Origin of the sequence: Pseudomonas sp. DWRC2-2, assembly GCF_049897885.1 — a bacterium.
GTDB classification, from domain to species: domain Bacteria; phylum Pseudomonadota; class Gammaproteobacteria; order Pseudomonadales; family Pseudomonadaceae; genus Aquipseudomonas; species Aquipseudomonas azotoformans_A.
On sequence record NZ_JAFCXD010000002.1, the window covers coordinates 585,883 to 606,339 of the forward strand.

A 20,457-nucleotide genomic window follows, 5' to 3' on the forward strand; every position below is an offset into this window, starting at 1 on the left:
GTATCAGGCGGCCAGTCGCAGGTTCTGGGTGACCAGTGGGCGCGCCCAGTAGTAGTCGAAGTCGAGCGCTTTTTGCTGAGCGACCAGCTCTTCAGTCGGGTACGGCGTGGCGGCCGGCGGCAGCAGGTCCAGTTCGAATTCGGCGATGGGCAGGTGCAGTGGGCGTGGCTCCGGTGCCGGGCCTGGCTCCGGCAGCGGCTCGCCAGCGGTGAGCACAATCGGGCGCACCCAACCGCTTTCGAAGTTCTGCTGGCGCTGCTGGGCGACAATTTCCTCTTCCGGGAACGGCGTGGCAGCCGGTGGCAGCAGCTCGGTTTCGAACTCGGCGATTGGCAGGAACAGCGGTTCCGGCGGGGCGATTTCGGTGTCTTTCACGTCGCACTCACGCTGGGTGAGGATCTGCGACAACAGGTCGGCGCCGGCGCTGGGTTCTACCGCTGGGTCCGCCGGTGCCTGCGCCTGCACAGCCAGCGCGTCCGGCGTATCGCCGAGCTGCTCGGCCAACGCGCGGGCGAAGAAGTCCTGCCACACATGACTCACCCCGGCCAGCGCTTGGGTATTGCGCAGGCCGTAGTGGTTGTGGGTCGGCAGTACACCGATGGTTAGGGGAAGAATGTCTGACATTTTTCTCGATCGACGCTCAGCTCTGGCAAAATACCTGACTGTTGTTTTTATCGGCCGCTGTTTGCCGATCCTTAATATTTTTGAGCGTAGCGATTGATGAGCGAACAACCAGCGGCCAGCCGCATCCAGGTCGAGGCCTTGGGCGAAGCGTTCCAGGGCCGTGCCGAGCAGTGGGCAACACTGCTCGGGTTGCCGATGCGCCTGGCGGATGCGGACTTTTCCCTGCAAGTGGGCGAGCACGGCCTACAGCTGCAACAGCTCGGGCCTGACGCGCCGGGGCCGGTGCGGGTGGACTTTGTCGAAGGCGGCGCGGCGCATCGGCGCCTGTACGGTGGTGGCAGCGGGCAGATGATCGCCAAGGCCGTGGGCATCGCCCAAGGCGTGCGTCCACGGGTGTTGGACGCCACGGCTGGCCTGGGCAAGGACGCCTTCGTGCTGGCCAGCCTGGGCTGCGAGATGAGCCTGATCGAGCGCCAGCCGTTGATCGGCGCCTTGCTCGAGGATGGTCTGGCGCGAGGCGCGGATGATTTTGAGGTAGCGCCGATCGTGGCGCGCATGAAATTGCTCAAGGGCAACTCCATCGACGTGATGCGCGAATGGGAAGGCGAGCCGCCCCAGGTGATCTACCTCGACCCGATGTTTCCACACCGTGAGAAAACCGCCTTGGTGAAGAAGGAAATGCGCCTGTTCCGGCCACTGGTGGGGGATGATCCGGACGCGCCGGCGCTGTTGGCGGCCGCCCTGGCCCTGGCCAGCCATCGCGTGGTGGTCAAGCGTCCGCGCAAGGCGCCGTGCATCGAAGGGCCCAAGCCGAGCCATGCGTTGGACGGCAAGTCCAGCCGGTATGACATCTATCCGAAAAAAGCGCTCAAGGTTTAAGCGGCAAGCGGCAAGCGGCAAGCAAAAGCGCTTTCAACTTGCAGCTTGCAACTTGCAACTTGCAACTTGCAACTTGCAACTAACCGCTTGCCGCTGCCTCCCTCCTATACGCCCGCATAAACAACCCCACCACCTCCTGCACGTGGGCTTCGGCGGCTTCTTCACTCAGTTGCCCGCCGCAGCCATACAGCAAGCAGAAATTCGCCGTGCCCTTGAGCAGGCAAAAGAAATGTTCGGCGGCTGTAAAGGGCTTGTCGATGCTCAGTGCGCCGCTCTGGTCGATCTTGCCGAGCAGGCGTTCCATGCCTTGCAACATGCGCATGGGACCGGCCTCGAAGAAAATCTGCGAGAGTTTCACGTCCTGATTGCCGGTGGTCATCATCAGGCGATGCAGGTTGACCGATTCCTCGCTGTTGATCAGGCGATGGAACCCCCGCGCGATATTCAGCAACACAGTCTCCACGGGCATGCCCGCAGGCAACTCGAAGTACATCACCGGCAGTTGCTCTTCGCACTTGGCCACCACTGCGGCGGTGAACAAGGTCTCTTTGTCGTTGAAGTGGCTGTACACGGTCAGTTTCGACACGCCGGCCTCAAGGGCCACGGCATCCATGCTGGTACTGGCGTAGCCATTGCTCAAAAACAGGGTTTTCGCTGCTTCGAGGATTGCCTGGCGTTTTGCCATGTCCTTGGGGCGCCCGGGGCTATTGGTGTTTACGGGATTGTCGGACATTTTCACCTTTAATACTGGACTGGTGAGTTTGGTATTAATAACATACCCGCCAGTATAATTATTCTTAGCTTCATTTGCGAAAGGTCCTACAGCATGCGCAGTACTTTCCTGCCCTTTGCGTTGCCTGTCAGTCTGGTCTTCCTGTTGGCCGGATGCGGCCATGAAGAAGCGGCCCAGACCACCCTCCGTCCGGCCATGGTGGTGCAGCCACAGCCTTCTGCACAGTCGATGGACAGCTACCCCGGTGAAGTGCGCGCCCGTTATGAGCCAGACCTGGCCTTTCGCATCGGTGGCAAAGTCAGCAAGCGCTTGGTGGAAGAGGGCGAGCGGGTCAAGGCCAATCAGCCGCTGGCCGAACTCGACCCTCAGGACGTGCGCCTGCAACTGGAAGCGACCCGTGCCCAAGTCGCCGCCGCCGAGGCCAACCTTAGCCTGGTGCGCGCCGAGCGTGACCGCTACAAGACCCTGATGGACCGTCAGATGGTCAGCCGCTCCCAGTACGACAATTCCGAAAATCTCTATCGATCCGGTGAGGCCCGTCTCAAGCAGATCAAAGCCGAGTTCGACGTGGCCAGCAACCAGGCCGGCTATGCGGTGCTGCGTGCGCCGCAGGACGGGGTGGTGGCCAAGCGTGCGGTGGAAGTCGGCCAGGTGGTGTCCGCCGGCCAGACCGTGTTCACCCTGGCTACCGATGGCGAGCGCGAAGTATTGATCAGCCTGCCGGAGCAGGGTTTTGGTCGTTTCAAGATCGGCCAGCCGGTATCGGTCGAGCTGTGGAGCCAGCCCGACCAGCGCTTCAGCGGCCGCATTCGTGAGCTGTCGCCGGCTGCCGATCCAAGGTCGCGTACGTTCGCTGCCCGTGTGGCGTTCACCGGCGGCAAGGTCCCGGCCGAACTGGGCCAGAGCGCCCGGGTGTTCATACAGGTCGACGGCGATATTCCACTATCGGTCCCACTGTCGGCCCTCAGCGCGGAGAACGGTGCGTCCTACGTGTGGCGTGTACAGCCAGACAACACCCTCAAGCGCACACCGGTCCGCATCGGTGCCTTCGGAGAAAAAACCGTGCCGGTACTGGAGGGTTTGAGCGCCACGGATTGGGTCATTGCTGCGGGTGTACATGTGCTCCATGAGGGCCAGCAAGTGCGCCCGGTGGATCGCTCCAACCGTGTGGTGAATCTGGCGGCCAAGGAGTAGTCCCCGATGGGTTTCAATCTTTCCGAATGGGCGTTGCGTAATCGCCAGATCGTACTGTTCCTGATGATCCTGCTGGCAGTGGTCGGCACCTTGTCCTACTCCAAGCTGGGACAAAGCGAAGACCCGCCGTTCACCTTCAAGGCCATGGTGATCAAGACCAACTGGCCCGGCGCCACGGCCCAGGAAGTCTCGCGGCAAGTCACCGAGCGCATCGAAAAAAAACTCATGGAGACCGGTGAGTACGAGCGCATCGTCTCGTTCTCGCGCCCCGGCGAATCCCAGGTCACCTTCATAGCCCGTGACTCCATGCATTCGGCGCAGATTCCCGAGCTGTGGTACCAGGTGCGCAAGAAGATCAGCGATATCCGCCAGACCTTGCCGCCGGATATCCAGGGGCCGTTCTTCAACGATGAATTCGGCACCACCTTTGGCAATATCTACGCCCTGACCGGCGACGGCTTTGATTACGCCGTGCTCAAGGACTACGCCGACCGTATCCAGATTCAGCTGCAGCGCGTGGCGGATGTGGGCAAGGTCGAGCTGCTGGGCCTGCAAGACGAGAAGATCTGGATCGAGCTGTCCAACCTCAAGCTGGCCACCCTGGGTTTGCCGTTGGCGGCGGTACAGCAGGCGTTGCAGGAACAGAACGCCGTCTCCACCGCCGGGTTCTTCGAAACCCCGAGCGAGCGTGTGCAACTGCGGGTTTCGGGCAACTTCAAGACCGTGGAAGAGATCCGCAACTTCCCGATTCGCGTAGGCGATCGAACCTTCCGCATCGGCGACGTGGCCGACATCCACCGTGGCTTCAATGACCCACCGGCACCGCGCATGCGCTACATGGGCGAAGACGCGATCGGCCTGGCCGTGGCCATGCGCGACGGCGGCGATATCCTGGTATTGGGCAAAGCCTTGGAAGGCGAATTCGCACGCCTGCAGAAGAACCTTCCGGCCGGCATGGAGCTGCGCAAGGTGTCGGACCAACCGGCGGCGGTGAAAACCAGCGTCGGCGAATTCGTGCAGGTATTGGCCGAAGCGCTGGCCATCGTGTTGCTGGTGAGTTTTTTCTCCCTCGGCGTGCGTACCGGCATGGTGGTGGCCCTGGCGATTCCGCTGGTGTTGGCGATGACGTTTGCCACCATGTATTACCTCGGTATCGGCCTGCACAAGATTTCCCTCGGCGCGTTAGTGCTGGCGTTGGGTTTGCTGGTGGACGACGCGATCATTGCCGTGGAAATGATGGCGATCAAGATGGAACAGGGCTACGACCGGCTCAAGGCCGCCAGCTTTGCCTGGACCAGCACCGCGTTCCCGATGCTCACCGGTACGCTGATCACCGCAGCGGGCTTCCTGCCGATTGCCACCGCGCAATCGAGTACCGGCGAATACACCCGTTCGATCTTTCAGGTGGTGACCATTGCGTTGCTCGCCTCCTGGGTGGCTGCGGTGGTGTTTGTGCCGTGTCTGGGGGAAAAACTCCTGCCGGACCTGGCGAAAATTCATGCCGCCAAGCACGGCACCGATGGTCCGGATCCCTACGGCACACCTTTCTATCAGCGCGTAAGACGCTTGGTGGAGTGGTGCGTGCGTCGGCGTAAAACCGTGATTGTCCTGACCCTGTTGCTGTTTATCGGCTCGGTGGCGCTGTTCCGTTTTGTGCCGCAGCAGTTCTTCCCGGCTTCTGGCCGTCTGGAGCTGATGGTCGATCTGAAGCTGGCCGAAGGGGCTTCCCTGAGCAACACCGCCGACCAGGTCAAGCGCCTGGAAGCCTTGCTCAAGGAACACGCGGGCATCGACAATTACGTGGCTTACGTCGGCACCGGTTCGCCGCGTTTCTACTTGCCGCTGGATCAACAACTGCCAGCCGCCAGCTTTGCCCAGTTTGTTGTGCTGGCCAAAACCATCGAGGAGCGTGAAAGCCTGCGCACCTGGCTGATCGAAACCCTCAACGAACAATTCCCCGACCTGCGCTCACGGGTCACGCGCCTGGAGAACGGCCCGCCCGTGGGCTACCCAGTGCAGTTCCGTGTGACCGGCGAACATATTGAAGAAGTCCGCGCCCTGGCTCGGAAAGTTGCGGCGAAGGTTCGCGAAAATTCCCACGTGGTCAACGTGCACCTGGACTGGGAAGAACCGAGCAAGATCGTCTACCTCAATATCGATCAGGATCGCGCGCGCGCCCTTGGTGTGAGCACGGCCAACCTGTCGAAATTCCTGCAGAGTTCGTTGACCGGCTCCAGCGTCAGCCAATACCGCGAGGACAACGAATTGATCGAGATCCTCCTGCGCGGCACCGTGCATGAACGCACCGAGCTGTCGTTGCTGCCCAGCCTGGCGGTGCCGACCGACAATGGCAAAAGCGTCGCGCTGTCGCAGATTGCCACCCTCGAATACGGTTTCGAGGAAGGCATCATCTGGCACCGCAACCGCCTACCCACGGTGACCGTGCGCGCTGACATCTATGGCAAGGAACAGCCGGCGACGCTGGTCCAGCAGATTCTGCCGACCCTTGAAGGCGTACGTGCCGAACTGCCGGATGGCTACCTGCTGGACGTTGGCGGCACAGTCGAGGACTCGGCCCGTGGCCAGAACTCGGTCAAGGCCGGCGTGCCGCTGTTTATCGTGGTGGTGCTGACCTTGTTGATGCTGCAACTGCGCAGTTTCTCACGCACCGCCATGGTGTTCCTGACAGCGCCGCTGGGGCTGATCGGTGTGACGCTGTTCCTGCTGGTATTCCGCCAGCCGTTCGGCTTTGTGGCCATGCTGGGGACTATCGCGCTGTCCGGGATGATCATGCGTAACTCGGTGATCCTGGTGGATCAGATCGAACAGGACATCAAGGCGGGCCTGGCGCCCTGGCAGGCAATCATCGAGGCGACCGTCCGACGTTTCCGCCCGATTGTGCTGACAGCCCTGGCGGCGGTGCTGGCCATGATTCCGCTGTCACGCAGCGTGTTCTTTGGGCCCATGGCCGTGGCGATCATGGGCGGATTGATTGTGGCGACGGCGCTGACGTTATTGTTTTTACCGGCCTTGTACGCAGCCTGGTTCCGGGTCAAGCCACCGGCCGTGTAAAGAGTTGTCGTAGGGGATTTCACAAAGAAGCTACGGAGGCGGGAACGCTTCCAAGACGAGGGGCCACTCATTGATTACCTGATTGCCAGGTCTTTCGCCGGTAGGGCTTCACCCCTGCCGGTGGGAGCTTAAATCTGATGATTCAAGGAGTGCTCATGAAAATTGATATCAATGTCAGCTCTTCCCGGTCCGCGTGCAACAGCAACCCCTGCGGACCCAGCAAGCCTGAACCGGCCAAGCCTGACCCTTGCAGGGATCCTTGCAAGGACTCTTGCAAGCCTGGCAAGAGCCTGGCCATCGGCTTCGGTGTCATGCCTCTGGGCATGATCGCGTTTGGTGGTTTTGGCCTAGGAAAGTTCTTCTGATCGTAGAAGATCCGCTTGAAGCCAGGCAGGTGAGCCCCCCACACCTGCCTGGGTTTATTTTCGGTTTACAGCGCGCCGAAGACTTTCTTCGCCAGGCTGGTCGCGGCGGCCGCAGGGTTCTCGCGAATGGTTTCTTCCTGCTTGGCAATCATCTTGAACAACCCGTCCAGCGCCTGTTCGGTCACGTAGTTTTCGACGTTGGCGCTCTTGGCATCCACTGCACCAAAGGCCGCGGCTTTGCCGGCCAGGGCGTTGTATTGCTGGGCGACGCCGACCTTGTCGGTTGCGGCCTTGACGATCGGCAGGAACTTGGCGCGGATCTGTTCGCGGCTGCTTTTGTTGAGGTACTGGGTAGCTGAGTCCTGACCGCCACTGAGAATGCCCTTGGCGTCCGTCACGCTCATGTTTTTCACGGCGTTGACCAGGATCGGCTGGGCCTGGGTCACGGCGGTTTCGGCGGCCTTGTTCATGCTGGTTTCCAGCTGGGTCACCTGGTCGCCCATGCCGAACATTTTCAGTTTGTCAGCAACTTTGCCCAGCTTGCCAGGCAGGCCTATCTTCACTTCCGGGTTGTTGCTGAAACCACCGGGTACGCCCAGTTGCTTCACTGCGATCTGCGCGCCTTGGGTCAGGGCGTCCTTGAGGCCGCCGCTGGCGTCGCCCTGGGACAGGCTGCTCAAGTCCAGGGCCATGGCGTTGGCGCCGAACAGCAGGCTGGCACACAGGGCGGTAAGACGAAGGGAGTTACGGAGCATGGGCGCTTCCTTTTTGATCTGGCTTAAGTTCTAGAGACTGTCAGTGGGCGACAGCATCAACCCGCAGGCGCAGCGGTTGCACGTCCTGGCCGTTGAGCTGCACAGCGTGCCGTTCGGTGGTGATAAACAGTAGCTTGCCCTCCACTTCGATGCGAGCACTGACCGAATAAGTGTGGCCGGGTTTGACTTGCGCCGGGTCGTAGCTCAGGTGAAACGGCAGCGGCACCTGGCCTTTGACCGGGCCTTTCTGCTCGGCCAGGGTCACGGCCGGGGCGTCCATCAGCGACACGTCTTGCAGGCTGACGCTCAAGGTCGCGGTCGGTGGCAGGGCGATGCGTTGCAGGTAGAACACTTCGCCATCAAGGCTGGCTTTAGGGGCAGGGCTCATGGATTGGCAGGCTCCGAGCAGGGCAGTCAGGCCCAGGAGGATGATTTTTTTCATGGTGTTGCTCCTTTTCAACGGCGCCGGAATCCCTCCGGCGCCTCTTTAAATCTAGCGGGTTTCTTCAGGTGCAGTGGCGTCGGGTTCGACGGATGCTTCAGCGGCGCCATCCACGCGATGCAACGCCACCTGGCGGATCGACAGGCGAATCTCCGCCGGCAACACGCGCTTGGCCGCGCCTTCGGCCAGTTCGCCGAGCAGGTCGTGATAACTCAGCTTGCCGGCCTCGTCGCGGCGCAACACATCTTGCTCCAGCAAGGTCTGGATGAAATGTCGGAAAAGGCTCTTGTCGAAGAATTCCGGGGCGTTGAGGCCGTGCAGGATCGACAGGCGCTGGGCCATGATCGTGCACAGGTCTTCCAGCTCTTCGGCGCTGATGCTGTTCTGGCCACTGTTGAGCAGCAGCGAAATCGCCATGTAGAAACGTTGCAGGGTCTGGGCAATGCTCTTGGACAGCAAGGTCAACAGCACAAAGTGCCGCGAGCTTGGCGCCGGGCGCTGGTACACATTGTTTTCGAAACGCAGCAGGCCTTGTTCGACGAAGGCCTCCAGCCATTGGTCGATCACCGTGTCCAGTTCTTCCAGCGACCAACGAATGAACAGCTCCGATTGCAGGTACGGGTACAGCGCGTGGGTGTAGCGCAGGATCTGGTCGCGGCTCATCCGTGAGCTGCTCTGGAAGAAGCTCGCCAGCAGCGCCGGCAGGGCAAAGATGTGCAGCACGTTGTTGCGGTAATAAGTCATCAAGACGGCATTCTGCTCGTCCAGGTACAGGATCTTACCCAGTGCGTCGCTCTGTTCCGACAGCAGGTCCATGTCCTTGACGTGCTTGATCAGCGCCAGGCCATCGCCTTCCGGCAGAGTGGTATGGGGCGAGTAGGGTACGCGGCGCAGCAGCGCCAGGTACAGGTCCAGCTGGCGCGCCATGGCCTGTTCATCCAAGGCCAGGCGGGTGGTGGACAGCAGCGCCAGAGCCACCAGGTTCACCGGGTTCACTGCCGCTGCTTCATTTAAGTGGCGCGCCACCTGTTCGCCAAGGCGGTTGGTGGTTTCGTTGAGCCAGGCGGGTTTATAGTTCGGGCCCAGTTCCTGGGAACGCCAGTCCGGTTGTTCGTGGTCGAGGAATTCGGCCAGCTTGATCGGCTCGCCGAAGTTGACCGCGACCTGGCCAAAGCGCTGCTTGAGTGCGCCGACCACTTTGAAAATATCGAAAATCGACTCTTTCTTCTTGCTCGCGCCGCGCAGCTCGCCCAGGTAGGTGCGGCCTTCGAGTACGCGTTCATAACCGATGTACACCGGCACAAACACGATCGGCATGCGCGAGGAGCGCAAGAAGCTGCGCAGGGTGATCGCCAACATCCCGGTCTTCGGCTGCAACATGCGCCCGGTGCGTGAGCGACCGCCCTCGACGAAGTACTCCACCGGGAAACCCTTGGTAAACAGGGTGTGCAGGTATTCGTTGAACACTGAGGTGTACAGCGGGTTGCCCTTGAAGGTGCGGCGCATGAAAAACGCACCGCCACGGCGCAGCAGGCTGCCGATCACCGGCATGTTCAGGTTGATCCCGGCGGCGATGTGCGGCGGGGTCAGGCCGTTCTTGAACAGCAGGTAGGACAGCAACAGGTAGTCGATGTGGCTGCGGTGGCAAGGCACGTAGATCACCTCGTAACCCTGGGCAACCTTTTGCACACCTTCGATGTTATTGACCTTGATGCCGTCGTAGATCTTGTTCCAGAACCAGCTCAACACCACTTCGAGGAAGCGGATCGCTGTGTAGGTGTAGTCCGAGGCTATCTCGTTGCCGTAGCGCAGGGCCTGGGCCTTGGCTTTTTCCGGGCTGATCTTCTCCCGCTCGGCCTCATCGGCAATAGCCTGGCGCACCAGCGGCATGTTGACCAGGCCCTTCACCAGGTTGCGCCGGTGTGACAAATCCGGACCGATGACCGCCGTCTTCAGGTTACGAAAGTGCACGCGCAGGATGCGTTGGGCCATGCGCACGGTGCGTTCGTGGCCTTTATTGTGCTCGATCAATTCACGCAGGTTGATAGGCGCAGAGAATTGCACCCGGGTCTTGCGACCGAGGATCAAGATGCTCAACAGGCGGCGTAGACGCCCGGTGACGGCCCAGCTGTCGGCAAACAACAGCTTCCACGGGCTGGACTCGCTCTCGGGGGATTGGCCCCAGAACACGCTCACGGGAATGATTTGTGCATTCTCTTCCGCGTGTTCGGTGAGGGTGTTGACCAAGCGGGTCAGAGTGGGTGGCGCCCCGCGCTTGTCCTGGCGACCGAGCCAGTCCGGTTCCGGTGTGAGGTAGAAGAACGCCGCCGGTTCCATCAACGGGCCGACCGATACCGGCAGCACCGGGCGTGGCAGACCGGCCTTGGTGCACTCGGCGTCGACCACGGCCAATTCGGTGAGAGAGGGCGATTGCAGGACGTAGAACACCGGCCGGCTGCGGTCCAGGTTAAGGGTCAGGGACGACTGGTTGATCGTCTCCGAGCGAACCCAGAGGTACAACAGTCGGCGCAAGGTGCCGAACACTAGACGGCGGAACGGGGAACGGGTCATAGGCGTGCTGCTTCAAGTGGAAAAAACCGAGCAGGCGCTCGGGCGGGTAGTGTGCCGTATTCGCCGAAAATCGGCAAAAAAGCAGCGATGTAAACTTGAGTTGATCGTTTTTGAGCCTGTCTTATACTCGGCAGTTCAATGCGAGCGACTCAACAATAAAAATGCATGTGGGAGTAAGACAGATGGCAACGCGTGAAACCGGCAATGTGAAGTGGTTCAACGATGCAAAAGGTTACGGGTTTATCCAGCGTGAAGATGGCAAGGATGTGTTTGTGCACTACCGCGCCATTCGCGGTGACGGCCACCGCTCTCTGGCCGAGGGCCAGCAGGTGGAGTACGCCGTGGTGACTGGCGAGAAGGGGTTGCAGGCGGAGGATGTGGTGGGGCTTTGAGCTAGAGTCATGCAACGCCGCTCCCACATTTGATTGGGTTCACAACTCAGGTCTTATGCGGTTTTCCAGGTGATTTCTTCTTCGCCATCCGCGCTGATGCGCATCCAGCGATCAGCGCTTTCTTCACCTTCTTCCTCAACCCAAGTCCCCGGTGCACAACGCACTTCCACGTTCAGCGCAGCAAATGCAGCGCGGGCGCAGGCGATGTCGTCATCCCATGGCGTCTGGTCGCTTTCCAGGTACAGGCTGTTCCATTTACCGACGGCTTTGGGCAGCCAGGTAACCGGCACATTGCCGGCCTTGCATTTGTAGGTCTGGCCTCTCTGGACCCAGTCGGAGCACGGGCCCAGGGCGGCGCCCAGCCAGGCGGCGATGGCCTTGTGGTCGACGTCGGCGTCCTTCAGGTAAATCTCGATATCGGGTTGGCGCATGGATGTTCCTCGTTGCGGGATTCGAAAATCCATTCGCGGATGCTGGAAAGTCAGTTATTGAAGCACGAAATAGTCGTAGCGCATCGACACAGTGACCACCAGCGGCTCGGCCGCCTCGATCACCTGTGCGCGACGCTCGGCGCTGGCGCGCCAGCCGTGGGGTGTCATGGCCAGCAGGTTGGCGCGGTCCTGGGGCTCGGCCAGGCTCAGGGTGAATTCCAGCGTCTCGCTGTGCGCCAGGCTCATGCCGTCCGGCACCAGGGCCAGGTGCTTGTCGTCGGTGTACTCGCGCACTTCGTCGTACAGGCGTTCGCGCAGCTCCATCAGGTGGCCGCTGGTCGGGCCGACTTTCATCAAGCCGCCGCCGGGGCTGAGCAGGCGCTTGGCCTCTTCCCAATCCAATGGGCTGAACACGCTGGCGAGAAACTGGCAGCTGCCTGACGCCAGCGGCACACGGGCCATGCTGGCGATCAACCAGGTCAGCGACGGGGTGCGCTTGCACGCCCGCTTGACCGCTTCCTTGGAGATATCCAGCGCGTAGCCATCGGCGCGGGGCAGGGCGTCGGCGATCTGCGCGGTGTAGTAACCCTCGCCGCAACCGATGTCGACCCAGCGCGCCGGGGCACGCTCGGCGGCCAGTTCGGCCAGGCGCCTGGCCACCGGGGCGTAGTGCCCGGCGTTGAGGAAGTCGCGACGGGCTTCTACCATCGCCAGGTTATCGCCGGGGTCGCGGCTGTTCTTGTGCTGCACTGGCAACAGGTTCAGGTAACCCTGGCGTGCGCGGTCGAAACGGTGTCCGGCCGGGCACGCCACGCCATTGTCCACCGCGTTCAGCGGGGCGCTGCAAAGGGGGCACGCGAGCATCAGGCGAGCAACTTGATCAGGGTCTGGTAGTAGATCTCGGTCAGCACATCGAGGTCGCTGGCCAGAATGCGTTCGTTGACCTGGTGGATCGTCGCGTTGACCGGGCCCAGCTCAACCACCTGGGTGCCGAGGGTGGCGATGAAACGTCCGTCCGAGGTACCGCCACTGGTGGACGCCTGGGTCTCACGCCCGGTGATCGCCTTGATGCTGGCCGAGACCGCATCCAGCAACGCGCCCGGCTCGGTGAGGAACGGCAGGCCCGACAACGCCCACTCCACGTGCCAGTCCAGGCCGTGCTTGTCGAGGATCGCCGCAACGCGCTGCTGCAGGCCTTCAACGGTGGATTCAGTGGAGAAACGGAAGTTGAACACCGCCGTCAGGTCACCGGGAATCACATTGGTGGCGCCGGTGCCGGAGTTCAGGTTGGAGATCTGGAAGCTGGTCGGCGGGAAGAAGGTGTTGCCGTCATCCCAGTGCTCGGCGGCCAATTCGGCCAAGGCTGGCGCAGCCAGGTGGATCGGGTTCTTCGCCAGGTGCGGGTAGGCCACGTGGCCTTGCACGCCGCGCACGGTCAGGGTCGCGCCAAGGGAACCGCGACGGCCGTTCTTGACCACATCGCCCACCAGGGTGGTGCTCGACGGTTCGCCGACGATGCACCAGTCCAGGCGCTCCTTGCGCGCGGCCAGGCGTTCGATCACGGCTTTGGTGCCATGGTGCGCCGGGCCCTCTTCATCGCTGGTGATCAGGAAGGCTACCGAGCCCTTGTGGTCCGGGTAGTCGGCGACAAAACGCTCCGACGCCACCAGCATCGCCGCCAGGCTGCCTTTCATGTCCGCCGCGCCACGCCCGCAGAGCATGCCGTTTTCATCGATCAACGCGTCGAACGGGTCGTTCTGCCAGGCCTGCACCGGGCCGGTCGGCACCACGTCGGTGTGACCGGCAAAGCACAGCACCGGGCCTTCGTGCTTGCCGTGGGTGGCCCAGAAGTTGTCCACGTCTTCGCTGCGCATTGGCTCAAGCGCAAAACCAGCGTCGCCCAGGCGCTGCATCATCAGCTTCTGGCAATCGGCGTCGATCGGCGTGACCGACGGACGACGGATCAGGTCGATGGCAAGTTGAAGGGTCGGCGAAAGGTCGGCATGGGCCGTCATGGGGGGAACTCCGGAGCTTTTATAGATGAGCAGGCAAGGCACACAAAACGGCCGTTATCTTATAGCAAAACGGCGGCCAGAGGCCGCCGTTTAGTGCATTGCGCAAGTTTTTACGCCGCTGGCGCGGGTTCCGGCGCCGCCGCAGGTTTGGGCAGCGAAGACAGGAACGCCATGATCAGTGCCGCCACATACGGCAGCGACTGCACCAGCAACATCACCACCCAGAAGCGGATGTCATTGCTTGGCAGGCCCTGCACCAGGTAAATCCCCAGCGCCGCGCCCCACAACAACAGCATGATGAACATTTCTTCGCGCGCTTCGGAAATCGCTACCCAGAAACCATGGTTATCCGCGTTTTTCGGGGTACGGAAGAACGGAATGCTGGTGGTGAAGAAGCCATACAGCACCGCCTTGGCGATGGTGTGCGACAACGCCAGCCCGGCCAGGGCCGCACAGAATGCATCCTTCAAGTTCACGCCTACCGCACGACGGTAGAGGAAGATGATCTTGCCGACCTTGAACACAAACAACGCCAACGGCGGGATCGCGAAAATCAGCAGCGGCGGGTCAACCCGCGTCGGCACGATGATCATCGCCGCCGACCACAACAACGCGCCGACGGTGAAGAAGATGTTCATGCCATCCGCCACCCACGGCAACCAGCCCGCTAGGAAGTGGTAGCGCTGGCCACGGGTCAGCTCGGTGTCCTTGCCGCGCAAGAGGCTTGCGGTGTGACGCTTGATGATCTGGATCGCGCCGTAGGCCCAGCGGAAACGCTGTTTCTTGAAGTCGATAAAGGTATCCGGCATCAAGCCCTTGCCGTAGCTGTCGTGGTAATACGCCGCCGACAGGCCTTTCTCGAATACACGTAGGCCCAGTTCGGCATCTTCGCAGATACACCAGTCGGCCCAGCCCAGTTCTTCAAGCACCGAGCGACGGGTCATGGTCATGGTGCCGTGCTGGATGATCGCGTCACGGTCGTTGCGAGTGACCATGCCGATATGGAAGAAGCCCTTGTATTCCGCGTAGCAGAGCTTCTTGAAGGTGCTTTCGTTCTGGTCGCGATAATCCTGCGGCGACTGCACCACGGCGATTTTCGGGTCGGCGAAGTGCGGCACCATGTGCTTGAGCCAGTTCGGCGACACGCAGTAGTCCGAGTCGATCACCGCGATCACTTCGGCGTCCTTGGCGGTGTGCGGAATCAGATAGTTCAGCGCGCCACCCTTGAAACCGGCCAGGGGCGCGACGTGGAAGAACTTGAAGCGCGGGCCCAGGGTTTCGCAGTAGTCGCGCACCGGTTCCCATACCGCCGGGTCCTTGGTGTTGTTGTCGATGATCAGGACTTCGTAGTCCGGGTAATCCAGGGCGGCCAGGGCGTCGAGGGTCTGTTTGACCATCTCCGGCGGCTCGTTGTAGCACGGCACATGGATCGACACTTTCGGGCGGTAGTCCGAATCCCCCTCGACCGGCAGGAATTCACGCCGACGCTTGTGGGTCCACACCGCTTCCGCCAGTTCGTGGGCCTCGGTCAGCAACACGATAAACACGCCCAGGGCGCCGAGGGCGAGCAGGATGCCCACGGTGACGCTGAACCAGGTGCTGTATTGCTGGCTGTAGTCGTAGCCGATCCACACCAGCACCGAACCGCAGAGGAACGCGATAAAGGTCAGGAAGGTGCGGCCGCGCTGGCGCAAGGCCGAGCCGTCGATCATCAGCAGTGTCAGGGACAGCAGGGCCAGCACCACCGAACCAATGGCCAGCACGCGCCATTGCGGGATTGCGACCACGGGCCCTTCAAAGTTGAATTTCTGCTGGCGTGCGGCGTTGTACACGCCCCAGTAAGCGCCCGCCGAGCCTTCGTCGCTGACTTTCCACGGCTGATCGAAGGCCTCGATCACGAAGTAGTTGAAGCCTTGGCGGTTCAGTTTGTTCACCAGCGTGCGCAGGTAGATCGCCTGGTCGGCGGGGGAGGTTTCATTACCCCCGCGCATGCGGCCGTTGCTCGGCCAGCCGACTTCCGAAAGCAGCAGCGGTTTTTTCGGGAAGAGTTTCTTCAGGTCGCGGGCACGGTCGAGTACGTATTGGCCGGCCTTGTCCATCGGGATGTATTCCCAGAACGGCAGGATGTGCGCGGCGATCAGGTCGACGTGCTTGGCCAGTTGCGGGTTTTTCTCCCAGATGTGCCATTGCTCGGACGTGGTCACCGGCACTTTCACGGCGGCGCGCACCCGGTCCAGCAGCACGATCAGCGCTTCTGGGGTGATTTCTTCACGGAACAGCGCTTCGTTGCCGACCACCACTCGCACCACACTGCGCGAGCTGTTGGCGATTTCGATGGCGCGCTGGATTTCCCGCTCGTTGCGCTCAAGGTCCGGGCTGATCCAGATCCCCAGGGTCACACGCAGGCCGAATTCTTCCGCCAGCTTGGGGATATCCCCCAGAGTGCCGTCGACCGAGTAGGTACGGATGTTGTCCGTCAGCTTGCTCATGATCTCGAGGTCGCGACGCATCTGGTCGTCGGTCGGGAACTGGTTCTTCTGCGGGTACTGGCCTTGCTGGAACGGCGAGTAGGAAAAACCGGAGATTTGTTCAGGCCAGTTGGGAGTGGTGACCGGGCGGTTGATCAGCGCCCAGAAACCGGTGAACAGCGCGGCGATTGCCAGCACGATCACCAGGTTGAGTCCAAATTTACGCGATGCCATGGCTATTTCGGGTTCCAAAGGGTGTGGAACGAAAAGAGGTGTCGGCCTGCGCCGAACGGCGCGCATCCTACACCGGCCCTTCCCTGACCGTACAGCAAGCAGAGAAAAACCGGACGTTAGTCAGCGAAAGACCATCTAAGTTCTTTACTTGTAGCTTGTCGCTTCGAACTTGTCGCTCTGTAGTCCATAATGCGCGCCGGTTTTTGGGGTAATGGTCATGAGCACAGAAGATCCGCGGTTTGCAGGCGTCGCCCGCTTGTATGGCATTGAAGGCCTGGAACGCTTGAAAGCAGCCCATGTGGCGATCGTCGGCGTTGGCGGCGTGGGCTCCTGGGCGGCGGAAGCCATCGCGCGTTGCGGGGTGGGCGAGATTTCGCTGTTTGACCTGGATGACGTCTGCGTCAGCAACAGCAATCGGCAGTTGCACGCGCTGGACAGCACCGTGGGCAAGCCCAAGGTCGAGGTGATGGCTGAGCGCCTGCGCGGCATCAACCCGGATTGCACCGTGCATGCGGTGGCGGATTTCGTGACCCGCGACACCATGGCCGAATACATCACGCCGGACATCGATTGCGTGATCGACTGCATCGACGCGGTCAACGCCAAGGCCGCGCTCATCGCCTGGTGCAAGCGTCGCAAGATCCAGATCATCACCACCGGCGGCGCCGGCGGGCAGATCGACCCGACGCTGATCCAGGTCTGCGACCTGAACCGCACCTTCAATGACCCGTTGGCCTCGAAAGTGCGCTCGACCCTGCGCCGCGACTACAACTTCTCCCGCACCGTGACCCGCCATTACAGCGTGCCGTGTGTGTTTTCCACCGAACAGCTGCGTTATCCCAAGCCGGACGGCAGCATCTGTTTGCAGAAGAGTTTTGTCGGGGATGGCGTGAAGCTGGACTGCGCGGGTGGCTTTGGTGCGGTGATGATGGTGACGGCCACGTTCGGCATGGTGGCGGCCACCAAGGCGGTGGACAAGATTGTGGCCGGGGTGCGCCGGCCATCGGAGCGGGTCAAGGCGTCGTAACGGTGCTCAGTTGCCGCATACGCTGCAGCACAGCGTTCAGGCCATTGCTGCGCGATGGTGACAGTTGGCGGGACAGCCCCAACTGTGCAAACCAGTCAGGCAGATCCACCGCCTGCAATTCTGCGGCGGACAACCCATTGACCCGCGCCAGCAGCAACGCCACCAACCCACGAATCATCCGCGCATCGCTGCTGGCGGCGAACTGCCAGTGACCATCGCGCAAATCTGCGACCAGCCACACCAGGCTTTCGCAGCCCTGTACGAGATTGGCGTCGACTTTATCCTCATCGGCCAGGGCAGGCAGACGCTCGCCCCATTGCATCAGCATCCGCGCGCGCTGCTCCCAACTGCCGACGGCCTGAAAAGCCTCAAGTGCGGCTGCGGCATCCACTGGTAAGCTCATCGCAGCATATCCAACGCTTGATCCAGCGCTTCAAAGAAGCGTTCCAGGTCATCGGAATCGTTATACAGCGCCAGGGACACGCGAATCGCCCCCGACAGATGCATCGCCTTGAGCAACGGCATGGCGCAGTGATGCCCGGCGCGTACGGCAATGCCTTGCTCGGTCAGCAGGTGCGCGAGGTCGGCGTTATGCACGCCATCGACCACAAAGCTGACCAACGCCACCTGGGGCGAACCCAGCACGTGCACGCCATTGCGCGCCTTGAGCCCGCGCAACAGGTAGTCATGCAACGCCGCTTCATGGGCGATCACTGCCGGCTGATCCAGCGAACTCAGGTAATCCAGGCTGGCGCCCAGGCCGATCACGCTGGCAATCGGCGGGGTGCCGGCCTCAAAGCCAAGAGGCGCCGGGCGGAAGCTGGCGCTGTGGTAATCGGCCTGTTGCACCATCTCGCCGCCGAACTGCCAGTGGCGTACGTGGTGCAGCGCTTCATTGCGACCAAACAGCACACCGACGCCGTCCGGGCCATACAGTTTGTGGCTGGAAAACACATAGAAGTCGCAACCCAGCGCCTGCACGTCGTGACGACCATGGACGATGCCTTGGGCGCCGTCGATCACGGTCAGGGCGCCGTGGGGCTGGGCGAGTGCCAGCAGGGCTTCCAGTGGCTGCCAGGCGCCGAGCACGTTGGACAGCTGGCTCACTGCCAGTAATCGCGTGCGCGGGCCGATCAGCTCGGCAGCGGCAGCCAGGTCGATCACGCCGTCATCACCCAGTGGCAATACCACCAGGTTCAGTGCGCGACGCTTGGCCAGTTGCTGCCAGGGCAGCAGGTTGGCGTGGTGTTCCAGGGCGCTGATGACAATCTCATCGCCCGCATTGAATAAGTGCTCAAGGCCATAGGCCAAGAGGTTCAGCGCTGAAGTTGCGCCGTGCGTGAACACGATCTGCCCGCTGTCGCCTGCGTTCAACCACTGTGCGACCTTGCTGCGGCTGTCTTCGAACGCCTGGGTCGCATGGGCGCCTGGCAAATGCTGGGCGCGGTGCACATTGGCTGCGCCGTTGGCGTAGTAATGGCTGATGGCATCCAACAAAGCCTGGGGTTTTTGCGTGGTGGCGGCGTTGTCCAGGTAGGTCTGGTCTTGCCGTTGCAGGGTGGCGATGGCCGGAAAGTCGGCGCGCCAGGGGGAGGGCACTAGCATGGTGTTCAAGACTCGTATAAGCGAGCCCCAGGGTCGGGGCCCGCTAGGGGCATCGAGTGGCTGCTTAGTTGTGAGCGTGCAGCGCTTCGTTCAGTTCGATGGCCGATTTGTGGGTTTTGCACTCCACGGCACCGGTCTCGGAGTTGCGGCGGAACAGCAGGTCCGGTTGGCCGGCCAGCTCACGCGCCTTGACCACTTTGACCAGTTGGTTCTGCTCGTCCAGTAGCGCAACCTTGGTGCCGGCGGTGACGTACAGGCCCGATTCCACAGTGTTACGGTCGCCCAACGGGATACCGATACCGGCGTTGGCGCCGATCAGGCAGCCTTCGCCAACCTTGATCACGATGTTGCCGCCGCCCGACAGGGTGCCCATGGTGGAGCAACCGCCGCCCAGGTCCGAACCCTTGCCGACGAATACGCCTGCCGATACACGGCCTTCGATCATGCCTGGGCCTTCGGTGCCAGCGTTGAAGTTGACGAAACCTTCGTGCATCACGGTGGTGCCTTCGCCCACATAGGCACCCAGGCGGATGCGTGCTGCGTCAGCGATACGCACGCCGCTCGGCACCACGTAGTCGGTCATTTTCGGGAACTTGTCCACCGAGAACACTTCCAGCAGTTCGCCACGCAGGCGGGCTTCCAGCTGGCGTTCGGCCAGTTCGTTGATGTCGATCGCGCCCTGGCTGGTCCAGGCCACGTTCGGCAGCTGCGGGAACACACCGGCCAGGCTCAGGCCGTGGGGCTTGACCAGGCGGTGGGACAGCAGGTGCAGCTTGAGGTAGGCCTCAGGCGTGGAGGTCAGTGCGGCGTCTTCGGCCAGCAGAGTGGCGACCAGCGGCGTGTGGCTTTCGGCCAGGCGGTTGAGCAGCGCGGCTTGGGTAGCGTCGACATTCTTGAGCGCATCAGCCAGTTGCAGCGCTTGGCTGATGGTGAAGGTGATCGCCTGGTTGCCTTCGGTGTAGCCGAGGATCGGCGCGATGGCTGCGACGATTTCTGCCGACGGATTGAGCAGCGGTTGTGCGTAAAACACTTCCAGCCAAGCACCTTGGCGGTTCTGAGTGCCGACGCCGAAGCCCAGGCTGAACAGGGAATTGGACATGCTGTTACCTCTACAAAAATGGAAAGGGCTGGCCTACTTGAGGGCCGCCGAATAACTATCTGGCTTGAAGCCAATCAGGGTTCTGTCACCGAGATCAAGCACCGGGCGCTTGATCATCGAGGGTTGTGCGAGCATCAATTCAATGGCTTTCGACTGATCGAGATCGGCTTTGCGTTCGTCTTCGAGTTTGCGAAAGGTGGTGCCCGCACGGTTCAAAACCACCTGCCAACCGTGCTCGTCGCACCACTGGGTCAAGTGTTCGCGGTCGATACCGGCCGTTTTGTAGTCGTGGAACTCATAGTTGACGCCGTGCTCATCGAGCCAGGTGCGCGCCTTTTTCATGGTGTCGCAGGCTTTGATGCCGAAAAGGTGCAACGTTTTGCTTGAAGCGGTCAAGGAATTGCCCCCCTTTGGACCAAGTAGAAACGAAAGGTCACGGATTATGCCACGACCAGCGCGTTTGGGTGCCGCTCGTCAGCGCTGTGCGACTTTTGTGCAAAAGCCAGCGAGTAACATAGCCGGGTAATATGGCACTTCAACGGCCAGTTGTT

The 20,457-nt window shown here is 61.6% G+C and carries 19 protein-coding genes; 6 read left to right on the forward strand and 13 right to left on the reverse strand.

Annotation, left to right across the window (positions count from 1 at the left end; translation table 11 throughout):
- Positions 1–3: 3 nt before the first annotated feature.
- Positions 4–624, reverse strand: a complete 621-nt coding sequence (locus tag ACP7EW_RS11260) for an energy transducer TonB (RefSeq protein WP_177111028.1) — start codon at positions 622–624, stop codon at positions 4–6.
- Between the two features lie 96 nt (positions 625–720).
- Here ACP7EW_RS11260 and ACP7EW_RS11265 point away from each other — a divergent pair, with 96 nt between their 5' ends.
- Positions 721–1,503: a class I SAM-dependent methyltransferase gene (locus ACP7EW_RS11265; protein WP_426217060.1), complete on the forward strand. Its 783-nt coding sequence runs from the start codon at positions 721–723 to the stop codon at positions 1,501–1,503.
- 79 nt (positions 1,504–1,582) lie between these two features.
- On the opposite strand, the gene ACP7EW_RS11270 is transcribed toward ACP7EW_RS11265, so the two are convergent.
- Positions 1,583–2,236 (reverse strand): TetR/AcrR family transcriptional regulator C-terminal domain-containing protein, encoded by a 654-nt coding sequence (locus ACP7EW_RS11270; protein ID WP_133074447.1) that lies wholly within the window; start codon positions 2,234–2,236, stop codon positions 1,583–1,585.
- A 93-nt stretch (positions 2,237–2,329) separates the two neighbouring features.
- Here ACP7EW_RS11270 and ACP7EW_RS11275 point away from each other — a divergent pair, with 93 nt between their 5' ends.
- From ACP7EW_RS11275 to ACP7EW_RS11285, 3 genes are all read left to right on the forward strand, one after another.
- Positions 2,330–3,430: an efflux RND transporter periplasmic adaptor subunit gene (locus ACP7EW_RS11275; protein ID WP_426217063.1), complete on the forward strand. Its 1,101-nt coding sequence runs from the start codon at positions 2,330–2,332 to the stop codon at positions 3,428–3,430.
- Positions 3,431–3,436: 6 nt separating this feature from the next.
- Entirely contained in the window at positions 3,437–6,502 is a 3,066-nt protein-coding gene (locus ACP7EW_RS11280; RefSeq protein WP_426217065.1) for an efflux RND transporter permease subunit, read from the forward strand.
- 155 nt (positions 6,503–6,657) lie between these two features.
- Positions 6,658–6,867 (forward strand): hypothetical protein, encoded by a 210-nt coding sequence (locus tag ACP7EW_RS11285; protein ID WP_133074444.1) that lies wholly within the window; start codon positions 6,658–6,660, stop codon positions 6,865–6,867.
- A gap of 65 nt (positions 6,868–6,932) precedes the next feature.
- Here the strand turns inward: ACP7EW_RS11285 and ACP7EW_RS11290 are convergent, their stop codons facing one another.
- Genes ACP7EW_RS11290 through plsB form a run of 3 tightly spaced genes read right to left on the reverse strand, consistent with a single transcriptional unit; the run spans position 6,933 to position 10,635 of the window.
- The gene (locus ACP7EW_RS11290) at positions 6,933–7,622 is read right to left on the reverse strand and encodes a DUF4197 domain-containing protein (RefSeq protein ID WP_426217068.1); all 690 of its coding nucleotides are present in this window, start codon (positions 7,620–7,622) and stop codon (positions 6,933–6,935) included.
- Positions 7,623–7,662: 40 nt separating this feature from the next.
- Positions 7,663–8,064, reverse strand: coding sequence for a YbaY family lipoprotein (locus tag ACP7EW_RS11295; protein WP_033902807.1), 402 nt, complete (start codon positions 8,062–8,064; stop codon positions 7,663–7,665).
- Positions 8,065–8,115: 51 nt separating this feature from the next.
- Positions 8,116–10,635, reverse strand: coding sequence for a glycerol-3-phosphate 1-O-acyltransferase PlsB (gene plsB, locus ACP7EW_RS11300; RefSeq protein WP_426217070.1), 2,520 nt, complete (start codon positions 10,633–10,635; stop codon positions 8,116–8,118).
- A 182-nt stretch (positions 10,636–10,817) separates the two neighbouring features.
- Here plsB and ACP7EW_RS11305 point away from each other — a divergent pair, with 182 nt between their 5' ends.
- Entirely contained in the window at positions 10,818–11,027 is a 210-nt protein-coding gene (locus ACP7EW_RS11305) for a cold-shock protein (RefSeq protein WP_032891681.1), read from the forward strand.
- A 53-nt stretch (positions 11,028–11,080) separates the two neighbouring features.
- On the opposite strand, the gene ACP7EW_RS11310 is transcribed toward ACP7EW_RS11305, so the two are convergent.
- The 4 genes from ACP7EW_RS11310 to ACP7EW_RS11325 form a co-directional block, all read right to left on the reverse strand.
- A complete protein-coding gene (locus tag ACP7EW_RS11310; protein WP_038849230.1) occupies positions 11,081–11,458 on the reverse strand; it encodes a hypothetical protein in 378 nt (125 codons plus the stop codon).
- Positions 11,459–11,512: 54 nt separating this feature from the next.
- Positions 11,513–12,322: a putative RNA methyltransferase gene (locus ACP7EW_RS11315; protein WP_038849228.1), complete on the reverse strand. Its 810-nt coding sequence runs from the start codon at positions 12,320–12,322 to the stop codon at positions 11,513–11,515.
- Positions 12,322–13,473, reverse strand: a complete 1,152-nt coding sequence (gene dapE / locus ACP7EW_RS11320; protein ID WP_426217073.1) for a succinyl-diaminopimelate desuccinylase — start codon at positions 13,471–13,473, stop codon at positions 12,322–12,324. Before dapE ends, ACP7EW_RS11315 begins: the two co-directional genes overlap by 1 nt.
- Positions 13,474–13,583: 110 nt before the next feature.
- Positions 13,584–16,175 (reverse strand): glycosyltransferase, encoded by a 2,592-nt coding sequence (locus tag ACP7EW_RS11325; protein WP_426217075.1) that lies wholly within the window; start codon positions 16,173–16,175, stop codon positions 13,584–13,586.
- A gap of 217 nt (positions 16,176–16,392) precedes the next feature.
- On the opposite strand from ACP7EW_RS11325, the gene tcdA reads away from it, so the two are divergent.
- Positions 16,393–17,202, forward strand: coding sequence for a tRNA cyclic N6-threonylcarbamoyladenosine(37) synthase TcdA (gene tcdA / locus ACP7EW_RS11330; protein WP_426217077.1), 810 nt, complete (start codon positions 16,393–16,395; stop codon positions 17,200–17,202).
- Here the strand turns inward: tcdA and ACP7EW_RS11335 are convergent.
- From ACP7EW_RS11335 to ACP7EW_RS11350, 4 genes are all read right to left on the reverse strand, one after another.
- On the reverse strand, positions 17,189–17,605 hold the full coding sequence (locus tag ACP7EW_RS11335; RefSeq protein WP_426217079.1) for a SufE family protein: 417 nt from the start codon (positions 17,603–17,605) through the stop codon (positions 17,189–17,191). The genes tcdA and ACP7EW_RS11335 overlap by 14 nt on opposite strands.
- Positions 17,602–18,807, reverse strand: coding sequence for an aminotransferase class V-fold PLP-dependent enzyme (locus ACP7EW_RS11340; protein WP_426217081.1), 1,206 nt, complete (start codon positions 18,805–18,807; stop codon positions 17,602–17,604). The genes ACP7EW_RS11335 and ACP7EW_RS11340 overlap by 4 nt, the downstream gene beginning before the upstream one ends.
- 64 nt (positions 18,808–18,871) lie before the next feature.
- Entirely contained in the window at positions 18,872–19,906 is a 1,035-nt protein-coding gene (gene dapD / locus ACP7EW_RS11345; protein WP_033902798.1) for a 2,3,4,5-tetrahydropyridine-2,6-dicarboxylate N-succinyltransferase, read from the reverse strand.
- Positions 19,907–19,939: 33 nt separating this feature from the next.
- Positions 19,940–20,248 carry an arsenate reductase gene (locus ACP7EW_RS11350; protein WP_236318523.1) on the reverse strand — a complete coding sequence of 103 codons (309 nt, stop codon included), beginning with the start codon at positions 20,246–20,248 and terminating at the stop codon, positions 19,940–19,942.
- Between the last annotated feature and the right edge of the window lie 209 nt (positions 20,249–20,457).

Coding starts and splice junctions, on each gene's coding strand:
- ACP7EW_RS11260 (WP_177111028.1), bottom strand. CDS start 624: ATGTCAGACATTCTTCCCCTAACCATCGGTGTACTGCCGACCCACAAC.
- ACP7EW_RS11265 (WP_426217060.1), top strand. CDS start 721: ATGAGCGAACAACCAGCGGCCAGCCGCATCCAGGTCGAGGCCTTGGGC.
- ACP7EW_RS11270 (WP_133074447.1), bottom strand. CDS start 2,236: ATGTCCGACAATCCCGTAAACACCAATAGCCCCGGGCGCCCCAAGGAC.
- ACP7EW_RS11275 (WP_426217063.1), top strand. CDS start 2,330: ATGCGCAGTACTTTCCTGCCCTTTGCGTTGCCTGTCAGTCTGGTCTTC.
- ACP7EW_RS11280 (WP_426217065.1), top strand. CDS start 3,437: ATGGGTTTCAATCTTTCCGAATGGGCGTTGCGTAATCGCCAGATCGTA.
- ACP7EW_RS11285 (WP_133074444.1), top strand. CDS start 6,658: ATGAAAATTGATATCAATGTCAGCTCTTCCCGGTCCGCGTGCAACAGC.
- ACP7EW_RS11290 (WP_426217068.1), bottom strand. CDS start 7,622: ATGCTCCGTAACTCCCTTCGTCTTACCGCCCTGTGTGCCAGCCTGCTG.
- ACP7EW_RS11295 (WP_033902807.1), bottom strand. CDS start 8,064: ATGAAAAAAATCATCCTCCTGGGCCTGACTGCCCTGCTCGGAGCCTGC.
- plsB (WP_426217070.1), bottom strand. CDS start 10,635: ATGACCCGTTCCCCGTTCCGCCGTCTAGTGTTCGGCACCTTGCGCCGA.
- ACP7EW_RS11305 (WP_032891681.1), top strand. CDS start 10,818: ATGGCAACGCGTGAAACCGGCAATGTGAAGTGGTTCAACGATGCAAAA.
- ACP7EW_RS11310 (WP_038849230.1), bottom strand. CDS start 11,458: ATGCGCCAACCCGATATCGAGATTTACCTGAAGGACGCCGACGTCGAC.
- ACP7EW_RS11315 (WP_038849228.1), bottom strand. CDS start 12,322: ATGCTCGCGTGCCCCCTTTGCAGCGCCCCGCTGAACGCGGTGGACAAT.
- dapE (WP_426217073.1), bottom strand. CDS start 13,473: ATGACGGCCCATGCCGACCTTTCGCCGACCCTTCAACTTGCCATCGAC.
- ACP7EW_RS11325 (WP_426217075.1), bottom strand. CDS start 16,175: ATGGCATCGCGTAAATTTGGACTCAACCTGGTGATCGTGCTGGCAATC.
- tcdA (WP_426217077.1), top strand. CDS start 16,393: ATGAGCACAGAAGATCCGCGGTTTGCAGGCGTCGCCCGCTTGTATGGC.
- ACP7EW_RS11335 (WP_426217079.1), bottom strand. CDS start 17,605: ATGAGCTTACCAGTGGATGCCGCAGCCGCACTTGAGGCTTTTCAGGCC.
- ACP7EW_RS11340 (WP_426217081.1), bottom strand. CDS start 18,807: ATGCTAGTGCCCTCCCCCTGGCGCGCCGACTTTCCGGCCATCGCCACC.
- dapD (WP_033902798.1), bottom strand. CDS start 19,906: ATGTCCAATTCCCTGTTCAGCCTGGGCTTCGGCGTCGGCACTCAGAAC.
- ACP7EW_RS11350 (WP_236318523.1), bottom strand. CDS start 20,248: ATGAAAAAGGCGCGCACCTGGCTCGATGAGCACGGCGTCAACTATGAG.